Source organism: Blastococcus sp. SYSU D00868 (genome assembly GCF_054050575.1).
The window spans coordinates 33,321-46,126 of sequence record NZ_JBJGZO010000020.1 but is presented as its reverse complement, the minus strand read 5'-3'; the positions used below and the strand labels follow the sequence as shown (position 1 = coordinate 46,126).

Sequence of the window (12,806 nt, the reverse complement as noted above, 5' to 3'; positions counted from 1 at the left end):
GGGGTCCCCCTCTGCGGTGGTGGGGCGGGCGCGGTCACGGCGCGAACACCCGCCCGAGGTGCGCCAGCAGCGCGTCGTCGGTCACCGGGCGGGCCCGGAAGCCGACGTGGCCGTCGGGCCGGACGACGTGGGCGGCGGTGCCGTCGGGGCCGGTGAGGTCGGTGAGCCCGTAGGCGGCGCGGAACGCCCCCGGGTCGCGGAGCACCGGCAGGTCGACCAGCGCCGGGATCCGGGCGGCCGGGTCGGCGAGCAGGTACGGCCGCAGCTGCCCCCGCGCGGCCTGCCGGGCGGCGGCGGCGAGCTTCTCCAGGTCCAGCACCCGCTCCTCGGCCACGTCCGCGCCCACCGCGAGCAGCAGCGTCGTGTGCGTGCCCCGGGTGAGGTCGAACAGCCGCAGGTCGTGGGCGACGCCGAAGCGGCGCAGCCCGTGCACGTCCGGCGCCCGGTGCCCCGGCTCGGGCCCGCCGGCGAACTCCGCGCCGTCGGTCGACTCCCCGACCAGGGGGCTGCCGGCGTAGTTCATGGTCATCTGCATCTCGAGCAGGAACTGGGCCTTCTCGTCGGCCATGTCCATCTCGTCGGTGAACGCGATGGCCACGGCGCGGTCGACGATCGCCTTGCCGGCGGGGCGGCGCTCGGCGTCGTAGCTGTCGAGCAGGCCCGGCGCGGCCAGGCCGCGCACGGCCAGCGCCAGCTTCCAGCCGAGGTTCCAGGCGTCCTGGATGCCGGTGTTCATGCCCTGACCGCCGGCCGGCGGGTGCAGGTGCGCCGCGTCGCCGGCCACGAACACCCGGCCGGCGCGGTAGCGGTCGACGATGCCGTGCTTGATCCGGAAGATCGACGACCAGCGCAGGTCCGACGCCGTCGTCCCGGGCGGGCCGAGGTCGTCGATCGCCGCCTGCAGGTCGGCCAGCGTCGGCGGCTCGTACTCCTGCCAGAACCCGGCCGGCACGACCCCGGAGCCGATCGTCTCCTGCAGCCGCTTCGGCGCGAGGGTGGCGATCCGGTACCGCTGCCGGCCCTTGAGCGGGACGCAGACGAGCATCCCGGTGAACGCGCCGTCGTCCTCGATGCGCACCCAGCGCAGCAGGTGGCCGGCGGGCATGTCCCAGTCGACGTCGACGTCGCCGAGCATGAACAGCTGCGGGAACATCGACAGCCCGCCGACGAAGGAGAGCCCCAGGCCCGCGCGGACCGCGCTGTGCGCGCCGTCGCAGCCCACCAGGTAGCGGGCCCGGGCGTCCTCGACCTCGCCCGAGGCGCGCCGCAGCCGCGCGGTCACGCCGTCGTCGTCCTGGGTGAACGAGACCAGCTCCACGCCGCGCTCGACGGCGACCCCGGCGGCCAGGAGGCGCGCGGTGAGCAGCCGCTCGGTCTCGTACTGCGGCAGCCCGAGGTGGGCGTAGGGCAGCTCGTCCAGGCCGGCCCAGTCGACCTGGTGGGTCTGCACGCCGTTGACGAACACCGTCTGCCCGTGCAGCCAGATGCCGGTGTCCATCGCCTCGGCGGCGATCCCCTGGTCCTCCCAGATCTCCATGGTCCGGCAGTGGATGCCGATGGCCTTGTCCGCCTGGGTCGCCGCCTGCTCCCGCTGGTCCACGACCCGCACGGTGATGCCGCGGCGGGCCAGCTCGATCGCGTGGGTCAGCCCGGCCGGACCGGCGCCGACGACGAGCACCTCGGCGTCCGCGCGGCCGGTGGCCGAGGGCGCGCGGGGCGGGGTCGTGGCGGCCGCGACGGGGGCCGGCGCGGTCCGAGGGCGCTCCACGAACTCCTGCACCGGGGCGCTGGGCACCGGCGCCGGCGGCGCGGCGTGCACCGGCTGGGGTGCCGGCGCCGGGGTGGTTGCCGGTGCGGGCGCCGGGGTCGGCGCCGGGGCCGGCGTCGCCCGCGGCGCCGCGGCGCGCAGCGGCGGGGCCTCGTAGCCGGCGTCCCCGGTGGCCTGCTCCGGTGGCCGGTAGCGGATCTCGTACAGCTGCCGCTCGAAGTCGACCGACAGCCACCGGACCAGCGTCGCGGTCTGGTCGGCGTGGGAGGGGTCGTCCACCCAGTCGGTGAAGTCCTGCTCGGTCTCCCACTCGGCGAAGATGTGGTAGATCGGCTCGTCGGGCTCCTTGAGCAGCTCCTCCCGGACCAGCCCGCGGGTGCCGCGCAGCCGCTCGGCCGTCGTCCGGTAGGCCCGCTCGAACAGCTCCTCCTCGCCGGGCCCCACGACCGTCCGGATGTCGACCCGCACGTGCGGGCCCCGGTCGCCGGGCACGGTGTACAGCACCTCGTAGGTGCTGCGGGACGCGTCCTCGCGCAGGTCCCGCAGCGCCGCGGTGAGGGTCTCCCGGGCGCTGCTGCGGCCGAAGGCGTCGACCGCGGCCCGGTCCACCCAGTCGCTGGTGATGACGAACGTCCGCGGGTCGTCGGCGTCGCGCACCAGCTCCTGGCGCAGGTTGCCGGGCACCCGGCTGATCTCGGCCGCGGCCGCCCGCCACGCCTCCTCGAACCGGGCCTCGCAGCCCTCCCGCGTGCGCATCCGCAGGAGGGTCCGCACGCCCGCCCGCTCGCCGGTGCCCGCGCTCATGCCGCCTCACCCTCCGGGTACCGGCGCAGCACCAGGCTGCTGTTGAACCCGCCGTAGCCGCGGGCGAGCACGACGACCGTCGAGACCGGCTGCACCCGCGGCCGCCGCAGCAGCTCGACGCCGGGGGCGTCGACCGGGTCGGTGAGGTGGGCGGTGCCGGGCGCGATGCCGTCCCGGATCGCCAGCAGGGCCGTGGCCACGTCCAGCGCGGAGCCGCCGGCCATCAGCCGCCCGGTGTAGGACGACGGCGCGGCCACCGGCACCGGCGCCGACCGCGGCGCGAAGACCTCGCCGATCGCGGCCAGCTCCAGCGCGTCGAGGCCGGGCGTGCCGGCGCCGTCGGCGATCACCAGGTCCACCTCGTCCGGGGTCGCGCCGGCGTCGGCGAGGGAGAGCCGGATCGCCCGCGCGTACTGGCCGGGATCGGGGGCCGGGGCCTCGTGGTGGTACGCGTCGTGGGTGGCGCCGTAGCCGGCGACCTCGCCCCACACGCGCCGCGCGCCGCGGGCCCGGGCCGCCGCGGGCTCCTCCAGCAGCAGGATCGCCCCGCCCTCGCCGACGACGTGCCCGTTCGCCCGCCGGTCGAAGGGCCGGTAGGCCTCCTCCGGCCGGGTCGCGGTCGACAGCCGCCCGCTGGTGGCCTGGCAGAGCAGCGCGTAGGGGCACATGCCGGCCTCGGTGCCGCCGACCAGGACGGCCGGCGTCCCGCGGCGGACGACGCGCCGCGCCCACCCGATGCTGTCCAGCCCGCCGGCGCCCTCGCTGACCACGACGCCGGAGGGCCCCTTGTAGCCGTCGCGGATCGAGATCTGGCCGGTGCTCGCGGCGTAGAACCAGGCGATCGACTGGTAGGCGCCCACCGACCGGGGGCCCTTGGCCCACAGCCCCTGGATCTCGTGCTGGCTGAACTCGTTGCCGCCGGAGCCGGCCGCGAGGAAGACGGATGTGGCGTAGGCGTCCTCGGGGGCGGAGTAGCCGGCGTCCTCGGCGGCCAGCGTGGCCGCGGCCAGCGACATCCAGGTCCACCGGTCGGTCTGCACCGCCAGCCGGGAGTCCACGTGCTCCTCGGGCCGGAAGTCGCGGACCTGGCCGGCCAGCGTGATCCCGTACGGCGTGGGGTCGAACCCCTCGATCGGCCGGATCGCGGCCTCCTCGCGGAGCAGCGACGACCAGTGGGCCTCGGCGCCCACGCCGGTCGGTGCGACCACCCCCAGCCCGGTGACGAGCAGACCTGTCACGGTGTCCTCCGGGACGGCCGGGAGAGCACGATCGCCGACTGGAAGCCCCCGAAGCCGCTGCCGACCGACAGCGCGACGTCGACCTTCTGCTCGCGGGCGGTGTTGGGGATGTAGTCGAGGTCGCACTCCGGGTCGGGCACCTCGTAGTTGGCGGTCGGCGGCAGCACCCCGCGCTGCAGGGCCAACGCGGTCGCCGCGACCTCGATCGACCCGATGGCACCCAGGGAGTGGCCGACCATCGACTTGATCGAGCTCATCGCCACCCGCTGCGCCGCCGGGCCGAGGCTGAGCTTGACCGCCGCGGTCTCGTGCCGGTCGTTCTGCTTGGTCCCCGAGCCGTGGGCGTTCACGTAGCCGACCTCGTCGGGGGCGGTGCGGCCCTGGGCCAGGGCCTGCCGGATCGCCTCGGCCATCTCCACGCCGTCGGGCTTGAGCCCGGTCATGTGGAAGGCGTTGCACCGGTTGGCGTAGCCGGTGATCTCGCAGTAGACCTCGGCGTCCCGCCGGCGGGCGTGCTCCAGCTCCTCCAGCACCAGCACCGCCGCGCCCTCGCCCATGACGAAGCCGTCCCGCCGGGCGTCGAAGGGCCGGGCCGCGTGCTCGGGGTCGGCGTTGTTGCCCGTGGTCGCCCGGATGGTGTCGAAGCAGGCCATGGAGATCGGCGAGATGGGGGCGTCGCTCGCCCCGGAGACGACGACGTCGGCGTCGCCGTCCTCGATCAGCTGGCTGCCGTAGCCGACGGCGTCGATGCCGGACGTGCAGCCGGTGGAGACCACGGTCGCCGGCCCGTGCGCGCGGAACCGGACCGCGAGCTCGGTGGCGCCGCAGCTGGGCACCAGCGCGTGGTGCAGGAAGTGCGAGGCGTAGCGCGGGTCGACCAGCCAGTGGGTCCCGGCGTCGCTGACCGCCACGTACTCCTGCTCCAGCCGCATCGTGGCGCCGACCGCGCTGCCCAGCGCCACGCCCACCCGCTCGGGGTCGGGCGCCTCGGCGGTGCCGGAGCCCAGCGGCAGCCCGCTGTCGGCGACCGCCTCGTCGGCGGCGACCAGCGCCATCTGCACGAACCGGTCGTTGCGGTGCACCTCGTGGGCGGTCAGCCCGTGCAGCCGGCCGTCGAAGTCCACCTCCGCGGCCACCTGGGAGCGGAAGCGGCTCGGGTCGAAGAACGTGATCCGCCGGGTCGCGGTCCGGCCCGCGGTGAGCATCTCCCAGAAGCCCTCCCGGCCCATCGACCCGGGGGCCACCACGCCGATGCCGGTGACGACGACCCGGCGGCGGGCGCTCACCGCGGACCCGGCGCGGGTTCGGTGTCGACGTGGCCGAGCTCCGGGCGCGGGGCCAGCGGCCCGTTGCAGAACACGAAGAAGGCCGCGGAGGCGCCGTCGTTGACGATCCGGTGGCGCACGCCGATCGGGATGTGCACGGCGGACCCGGCCGCGAGCCGCCGCTCCTCGCCGTCCAGCGTGACCAGCGCGTCGCCGCTGTGGCAGTAGAGGAACTCCTCGGAGTAGGGGTGCCAGTGCTCGCGCACGACCTCGCCGGGCTCGAGGGTCAGCGTGCCCATGAACCCGGCGGTGCTGCCGACGCTGGCCGGGGAGAGCAGGACGCGGATGTCCCCGCCGCGCCGGCGGTTGGGCGGGGTGTCGGCGCGGGACACCGTCGGGCCGACCCGCACCGCGCTGGGGGCGTGCTGGATGGTGGTCATGGCTCTCCTCGGGCGGGGGCCGAGCCGGCGAGCGCCGGTCCGGGGACGGCGGCGGACGGGGGGACGGCGGCCAGGGGGGACGCCGGCCCGGTGACGAGGTGGACCGGCAGCCCGGGGGCGACCTGCCGGACGAGCGGCCCCAGCAGCGGCGCGCCCCCGACCTCGAGGACGGCGCCGGCGGCTCCCAGGACCCGCGACGTCTCCTCCCAGCGCACCGGCGTGGTCAGGTGGGCGCGCAGGCCGCGGGCCAGCCGCTCGGGGTCGCGGGTGGGCACCGGGTCGGCGTTCGGCACCACGGGCAGGTCGGGCACGGACCAGTCGAGCGCCGCCAGGGCGCCGGCGAGGTGGTCGGCGACCGGCCGGACCAGCGGGCCGTGGCAGGCCGTGCGGCCCGGCAGGCGCACGAGGTCCAGCCCCGCGGCCAGCACGGCCCAGCGCGCGCGGGCCAGCGCCTCGCGCTCGCCGCAGAGCACCACCTGGGCGGGGCCGTCGAGGCAGGCGACGGCCAGCGTCCCGGCGCCCTCGGCCCGGGCCACGACGGCGCGGGCGACCTCGGCGGCGCCCGGGCCGACGACGGCGGCCATGCCGGCGCACGAGGGGCGGGGCGCCAGCGTCATGAGGTCGGCCCGCCAGCGGACCAGCTCCACCACCTGCTCCAGGTCCAGGGCGCCGGCGGCGACGAGCGCGGCGTACTCGCCCACCCCGTGGCCCGCGACGGCCACCGGCCGCAGTCCGCGGGCGGTGAGGCTGCGGTAGGCGGCGACGCCGGTGACCACGACCTCGAGGTCGGCCGCCTCGCGGTCGACGAGCGCGAGCGGGTCGCGCCACCAGCGGGCGAGGTCCCGGCCGGCGACCGCGGAGGCCCGGGTGACGACCTCGGCGGCCACCGGGTCGAGCAGCCAGGGGTCGGCCAGGCCGGGGTGGGCGCCGCCCTCGCCGGGCAGGACGACGGCCACCCCCGGGAGCGGTGTCACGTCACCTGCTCCGCGGACCGGGCCGCGGCCTCGACCTTGTCCTTGATGACGGCCATCTGGACCTTGGTGTTGGCGTCGATCCGGCGGGCCATGCCGGGGGTGTCGATCGGTGCGTCGGGGCGCATCCGGAAGTCCTGCACCCAGCGCATCCGGGTCCCGCTGCCCTCCGGGGTGTACGTCCAGCGGATGTGCATGAACTCGAAGGGCCGGGCCTCGAGGCGGCGGGCCACGACCTCGTGGGCGGCCTCGTCGAGGGTGCGCTCGGAGATCCAGCTCCAGACGCGTCCCGCCTCGTCGGGGACCATCGTGAGCCGGAAGCGGAACGTCGACCCGGACTGGGCCAGGATCTCGACCGCGCTGTACTCGGTGAACAGGTCCGGCCAGGAGGCCAGGTCGTTGGTCATCCGCCAGACGTGGTCGATGTCGGCGTCGATGACGATCGAGTTGTCGGTGTGCCCGATGGGCCCGCCGTCCTGCTCGAGGTCGTCGGTGCGCTCGATGGTGGTCATGGACAGCTCCTCGGGACGCGGGTGGTGGGGTGCGGGGGGCGCTCGCTCAGGCCATCCCGGTCGCCTGCCGGCTCTCGGCGACCGTCGCGACGATCTCGCCGAACGTGTAGCGGTCGGGGCTGTCGTCGGGCATCTCGGTGCCGTAGCGGTCCTGCAGCTCGGTCTGCATCGACAGGAAGGCCAGCGAGTCCAGCCCGATGTCGGAGAACCGGGCGTCCGGGTCGGAGGTGCGTGCCGACGCCGACAGCCCCGCCTTCGCGGTGAGCAGGTCCATGAGGTCGTCGAGGGTGAACGACGGTTCGGGCATGGGACTGGTCCTCTCCTCGGTGGGACGGGCCGGCGCCGGGCGGTCCGGTGCCGGGGTGCGGACGAGCTGCAGCGGGCCGCGGGTCGCGGGGACGTCGAGCGCCGGGTCCTCGGCGAGCGAGGCCGTGCGGGCGATCAGCTCGGGCAGCGTCCGGTCCAGGAACTGGACGTCGTGCCGGTCGGCGATGACGTCGGGGTGGCGCAGCAGCGCGCGGTGCAGGGCGACGGTGGTGTGCAGCCCGGGGCCCTCGACCCGCAGCTCGGTCAGCGCACGGTCCATCCGGCGGATCGCCTGGTCCCGGTCGGGCGCCCAGACCACGAGCTTGCCGAGCAGGGAGTCGTAGTGCGGGCTGACGTCGTCGCCCTGGCGGTAGCCGGTGTCGAACCGGGTCCAGGGCCCGCCGGGCACGTGCAGGACGTCGAGGTGGCCGGGCGCCGGGGCGAACCCGCGGACCGGGTCCTCGGCGTTGATCCGGCACTCGATCGCCGCGCCGCGGACGACGACGTCCTCCTGGTGCAGCTGCAGCCGGCGTCCGTCGGCGACCAGGATCTGCTCGCGCACCAGGTCGATCCCGGTGAGCAGCTCGGTGACGGGGTGCTCCACCTGGATGCGGGCGTTCATCTCCATGAAGTAGGCCCGCCCGGTGCCGTCGACCAGGAACTCCATCGTCCCCGCGCCCGTGTAGCCGACCGACAGGGCGCCGTGCACCGCCAGCGCCCCGAGCCCGGCCCGCTGGGTCGGCGACAGGTGCGCGGCCGGGCCCTCCTCGAGCAGCTTCTGGTGCCGGCGCTGCAGCGAGCAGTCGCGCTCGCCGAGGGAGATCCCGTTGCCGTGGGCGTCGCAGAGGACCTGGACCTCGACGTGCCGGGCCGAGGGGAGGAAGCGCTCGACGTAGACGGCGGGGTCGCGGAAGACGGCGCGGGCGGTGGCGCGGGTGCTGGCGAAGGCCGCGGCGAAGTCGGCGGAGCGGGTCACCACGGTCATCCCGCGGCCGCCGCCGCCGGCCGCCGCCTTGATGATCACCGGGTAGCCGATCCGGTCGGCGACCTCCCGCCCCTCGTCGGCGGTGCGGACCGGCTCGACCACGCCGGGCAGCAGCGGCAGGCCGGCGTCGGCCATCAGCCGGCGCGCGGTCGCCTTGTTGCCCATCTGCTGCATGACCTCGGGCGGGGGGCCGACGAAGGTGAGCCCCTCGGCCGCGCAGATCTCGGCGAAGTCGGGGTCCTCGGAGAGGAACCCGTAGCCGGGGTGGACGGCGTCCGCGCCGGTGCGCAGGGCCGCCTCGACGATGTTGGGCACGTGCAGGTAGCTGCACCGCGGCATCGCGGGACCGATGTGCACGGCCTCGTCCGCGAGGGCGACCACGGCGGAGTCGCGGTCCGACGTCGAGTGGACGGCGACCACCTCGATGCCGAGCTCCCGGCACGCCCGGGCCACGCGGACGGCGATCTCGCCGCGGTTGGCGATGAGCAGCCGGCTGATCACCGTGCCCGCCCCCTCACCGGAGCCGTCCCGCGGGGCGCAGCAGCATGAGCACCTGGTCGTACTCGACCGAGCTGCCGTCGGCCGCCCGGATCTCGGCGACCACCGCGGCCTCGTCGGCGACGATCGGGTTCATCAGCTTCATCGCCTCGACGATCGCCAGGGTCTGGCCAGCCTCGACCTCGTCGCCCTCGCGCACGAAGGGGTCCGCGTCCGGCGACGGCGCCGCGTAGAACGTGCCGACCAGCGGCGCCCGGACGGCGGTGACGCCCTCGGGCACCTCGGGGGTGCCGGCCGCGGCGGCCTCGGGGGCCGGGGGGACCGCGGCCGGGGCTGCGGGAGCGGTCGCGGCCGGCGCGGGAGGGCCGGGCGCCCACTCGATCTCGATCGCCCGCTCGCCGCTGCGGACGGTCAGGCGGCGCAGGTCGCCGGGCAGCGCCCGGGCGAGCTCGACGACCTCGTCGCGCAGGGCCCGGGCGGTGTCCTCGGGCGTCGGCGCGCCGCCGGCCTTGGCGGCTCGGGGCGGCAGCTCGGTCGGTTGCACGTCAGCTCCCCGGTGGGACGGCGGTCGGCACGGCCCGCAGGCCCTGGGCGTCGTCCCCGCCGATGCGGGCCAGCCGCCGGGTGCGGGCCGCCAGCAGGTCGGGGACGTCGAGCCGGTCGAGCTCGGCCAGCTGCTGGACCAGCGCGGCCCGGAGGGCCTGCGCGGTGGCGTCCCCGTCCGCGTCGGCGCCGCCCGGGGGCTCCGGGACGACCGCGTCGGCGATGCCGGCCTCGACCAGGTGCGCCGCGCCCAACTGCATGGCGCGGGCCGCGGTCGGCGCCGCCGTCGCGGTGCGCCACAGGATGGCGGCGCAGCCCTCGGGGCTGATGACCGACAGGTAGGCGTTCTCGAGCACGAGCAGCCGGTCGGAGGTGCACAGCGCCAGCGCGCCGCCGCTGCCGCCCTCGCCGGTGACCACCGAGACGGTCGGGACCCGCAGCCGGCTGCTGCGCTGGATGATCTCGGCGATCGCGTGCGACTGGCCGCGTTCCTCCGCCTCGGGACCGGGGTGGGCGCCGGGGGTGTCCACGAGGGTGACCACCGGCAGGCCGAAGGCCTCGGCGTGCTCGAGCAGGCGCAGCGCCTTGCGGTAGCCCTCCGGGTGGGCCATCCCGAAGTTGCGGGCCACCCGCTCGCGGACCGTGTGCCCCTTCTCGGTGCCGATCACCACGACCGTGCGCCCGGCGAGGGCGGCGACGCCGCCGACGACGGCGGGGTCGTCGGCGAAGGCACGGTCGCCGTGCAGCTCGACGAAGTCGTCGAAGGCCGCGTGCACCAGGTCCAGCGTCGTCGGGCGGTCGACCGACCGGGCCCGCGCGACGACCTGCCACGGGTCGAGGCCGGTCCCCGCGGTGGCGGGCGGGTGCGGCTGCGGCCGGTCGGAGGGCAGGGGCGCCGGCCGGTGGTGCAGGGCCAGCAGCCGGACCAGCAGGGGCCGCAGCTCCGCCCGGGTCTCCACCCGGTCGACGAGGCCGTGCGCCAGGAGGAACTCGGCGGTCTGGAACTCGCGCGGGAGCTCGGCCCCGATGGTCTCCTGCACCACGCGCCGTCCCGCGAAGCCGACGTGGGCCCCCCGCTCGGCGACCAGGACGGAGGACAGCGTGGCGAAGGAGGCCGAGACCCCGCCGTAGGTCGGGTCGGTGAGCACGGAGACGGTGAGCAGCCCGGCCTCGTGCAGGCGGGCGAAGGCGGCGCTGGTGCGCGCCATCTGGAACAGCGAGAAGACGCCCTCCTGCATCCGGGCCCCGCCGCTGGCGCACACGGTGACCAGCGGCAGTCCCCGCTCCAGTGCGAGCGCGGCGGCCGCGCTCACCCGCCGGCCCACCTCCACACCCATGCTGCCGCCGAGGAAGCCGAAGTCCATGACGGCCACGACGACGCCCGTCCCGCCGATCGCCGCCGTGCCGACGACGACCGCCTCGGACTCGCCGGAGCGCCGCGCGGCCTCCTGCAGCCGGTCGCCGTAGCTCCGCAGGTCGGTGAAGGAGAGGGGGTCGCGCCGGCCGGGGGCGAAGAGGGTCTCGGTGAAGGTCCCGGGGTCGACCAGCAGCGCGATGCGGGCGCGGGCGCCCAGCCGCAGGTGGTGGTCGCACTCGGGGCAGACGGAGAGGTTCCGGTCCAGCCGCTTGCGGTACAGCAGCCAGCCGCACTCCGGGCAGGCGACCCAGTCGACCAGCCGGTGGGCGGCAGCCGGTGCCGTGGTCGTCGGCGACGTGGACATCGCGTCCTCCCCTCGGGGTGGGTGGCCGGGCTCAGGCGGGCGAGGCGGTCCAGTGGTAGAAGCGCTGGGCCATGGCGTCCTGCGGCGAGCTCCAGTCGGACGCGTAGGCCTGGATGTAGGGCCGCAGGTCCTCGCTCACCGAGCGGAACGCGGGCAGCGACTGGGCGACCCGCATGGCGTCGGCGGCCGGGCGGTCGAAGTCGATGAGGTGCACGTAGAGCCCGCGGAACCGGAACAGCGAGCGCTGCCGGACGCCGATCTCGTGCGGCATGGAGGTCGCGTCGTACCTGCCGAAGACGGCGGCGACGTCGTCGGCGTCGTCCGGGGCCATCCTCGCGATGATCATGGTCTGGTGCACGGGGCCTCCAGCGGTCGGCGCCTGGCGGGCTGCCGGGGATGCGGGGAACGCTAGGAGCGGCCCGCCGCCGCGGGCATCGGCCGCGGGGTGGAGTTCGCCGTCGCCCCCGGGGGCGCGGGGGTGCGGTCCGGAGGTCGCAGGGGAGGAGGACGGCTCCTCCTCGTGGGGGGAGGACCCCGCCACGAGGAGGTGGGAGGTCGGACCCCGTGGACGACCGACCCCCACCTGTGGCCGGGGCGGGCCCCTACCCGGGTATGAACCCCCGCGGCGAGTCGCGGCCCTCGCGACGGACGTGGTGGCGACCCGGCGCGGCGAGGGCCTAACTTCGTGCGGTCCCACCAGAGAAGATGGCGAGGCTGCGACCGCCGCCGTACCGGACGGGAGCTGACGCTCATGGTCGGCGGACCGGGTAGAAGGGGCTCTCCAGGGGCCGCAGGCGAGGGCAGGCCGCAGGTCGGCGTCCTCGTGTGCGACGACCACGAGGTGCTGCGCCACGGGTTGCGCACCGTCCTCGCCCGGACGCCGGACCTCGTCGTCGTCGCCGAGGCGGCCGGCGCCGACGAGGCCCTCGCCCTGGCCGGCCGGCTGCTCCCCGACGTGACCCTGGTCGGTCTCGGCGCCCGGGGCCCGGTGGTGCAGCGGCTGGTGGGCGCGCTCACCGCCCTGGGCATCCGGGTCGTCCTGCTCGGCGAGGCGGGTCCCGGTGGCGGCGACTTCGTGGACGCCCTGCGGGCCGGCGCCCGCGGCTACATGTACACGACGGTCAGCCCGGAGCGGCTGGTCGAGGGCGTGCGGGCCGTGGCCAACGGCGAGACGGTGCTCGACGGGGCGGTCACCGGGGAGCTGTTGCACCGCCTGGAGGGGGCGGCGCCCGTCTCGGGGCCGGCTCTCCCGGGCGCGAGCCCGCTGACCGCGCGGCAGTGGGCGGTCGCGGAGCTGGTGGCGGAGGGGTTGACCAACGCCGAGATCGGGGAGCGGCTCCGGCTCAGCCGGGCCACGGTGAAGGGACACATCACCGTGGCCCTGCGCCGGCTCGGGCTGCGGGACCGCACGCAGCTCGCGATCCACGTCCACCGCATGACGCAGGGTGATGACCTGGGCGGGGAGTCACTGGGCACCCACGGGCAGTGAGGCCGCGACCGGCGCGTCCGCCGGAGATCGGAGTTTCCTGTGGATTCGTTGTGATGAGCCTGGACAGCCCCGATCGGTCGTGGGCTACCTTTCTCCGCGACCGTCCGTTCCGTACTGCGGGGTACCGGAACCATCGTTCGCGGCCACGCCCCACGTGGGAGCCGGCTCCGGCCGGCAGTCATCCGGGCAGGGGGTCCTCGCATGAGTCTTGGCGACAACGGGGTCTGGAACGGTCCGTCACGGCCGTCCGCGGGTCGTTCCGCCGG

At 76.1% G+C, this 12,806-nt stretch carries 11 protein-coding genes; 1 reads left to right on the top strand and 10 read right to left on the bottom strand.

Annotation, left to right across the window (positions count from 1 at the left end; translation table 11 throughout):
* Positions 1–34: 34 nt before the first annotated feature.
* From ACI79F_RS16630 to ACI79F_RS16585, 10 genes are read right to left on the bottom strand one after another with little or no spacing between them, the layout of a single operon-like run.
* Positions 35–2,572: an FAD-dependent monooxygenase gene (locus ACI79F_RS16630; protein WP_456545325.1), complete on the bottom strand. Its 2,538-nt coding sequence runs from the start codon at positions 2,570–2,572 to the stop codon at positions 35–37.
* Positions 2,569–3,810, bottom strand: a complete 1,242-nt coding sequence (locus tag ACI79F_RS16625) for a beta-ketoacyl synthase N-terminal-like domain-containing protein (protein ID WP_456545324.1) — start codon at positions 3,808–3,810, stop codon at positions 2,569–2,571. The genes ACI79F_RS16630 and ACI79F_RS16625 overlap by 4 nt, the downstream gene beginning before the upstream one ends.
* The gene (locus ACI79F_RS16620; protein WP_456545323.1) at positions 3,807–5,096 is read right to left on the bottom strand and encodes a beta-ketoacyl-[acyl-carrier-protein] synthase family protein; all 1,290 of its coding nucleotides are present in this window, start codon (positions 5,094–5,096) and stop codon (positions 3,807–3,809) included. Before ACI79F_RS16620 ends, ACI79F_RS16625 begins: the two co-directional genes overlap by 4 nt.
* Positions 5,093–5,515, bottom strand: coding sequence for a cupin domain-containing protein (locus ACI79F_RS16615; protein ID WP_456545322.1), 423 nt, complete (start codon positions 5,513–5,515; stop codon positions 5,093–5,095). Before ACI79F_RS16615 ends, ACI79F_RS16620 begins: the two co-directional genes overlap by 4 nt.
* Positions 5,512–6,489, bottom strand: a complete 978-nt coding sequence (locus tag ACI79F_RS16610; protein ID WP_456545321.1) for an ACP S-malonyltransferase — start codon at positions 6,487–6,489, stop codon at positions 5,512–5,514. The genes ACI79F_RS16615 and ACI79F_RS16610 overlap by 4 nt, the downstream gene beginning before the upstream one ends.
* Complete coding sequence (locus ACI79F_RS16605) at positions 6,486–6,998, bottom strand: SRPBCC family protein (RefSeq protein WP_456545320.1); 513 nt, start codon at positions 6,996–6,998, stop codon at positions 6,486–6,488. Before ACI79F_RS16605 ends, ACI79F_RS16610 begins: the two co-directional genes overlap by 4 nt.
* A gap of 46 nt (positions 6,999–7,044) precedes the next feature.
* Positions 7,045–8,790, bottom strand: a complete 1,746-nt coding sequence (locus tag ACI79F_RS16600; RefSeq protein ID WP_456545319.1) for an acetyl-CoA carboxylase biotin carboxylase subunit — start codon at positions 8,788–8,790, stop codon at positions 7,045–7,047.
* Between the two features lie 13 nt (positions 8,791–8,803).
* On the bottom strand, positions 8,804–9,331 hold the full coding sequence (locus ACI79F_RS16595; protein WP_456545318.1) for an acetyl-CoA carboxylase biotin carboxyl carrier protein: 528 nt from the start codon (positions 9,329–9,331) through the stop codon (positions 8,804–8,806).
* 1 nt (position 9,332) lies between these two features.
* Positions 9,333–11,051: an acetyl-CoA carboxylase carboxyltransferase subunit alpha gene (locus ACI79F_RS16590; protein WP_456545317.1), complete on the bottom strand. Its 1,719-nt coding sequence runs from the start codon at positions 11,049–11,051 to the stop codon at positions 9,333–9,335.
* 31 nt (positions 11,052–11,082) lie between these two features.
* On the bottom strand, positions 11,083–11,409 hold the full coding sequence (locus ACI79F_RS16585) for a TcmI family type II polyketide cyclase (RefSeq protein ID WP_456545316.1): 327 nt from the start codon (positions 11,407–11,409) through the stop codon (positions 11,083–11,085).
* A 465-nt stretch (positions 11,410–11,874) separates the two neighbouring features.
* On the opposite strand from ACI79F_RS16585, the gene ACI79F_RS16580 reads away from it, so the two are divergent.
* On the top strand, positions 11,875–12,540 hold the full coding sequence (locus tag ACI79F_RS16580; RefSeq protein WP_456545315.1) for a LuxR C-terminal-related transcriptional regulator: 666 nt from the start codon (positions 11,875–11,877) through the stop codon (positions 12,538–12,540).
* The last annotated feature ends 266 nt before the right edge of the window (positions 12,541–12,806 follow it).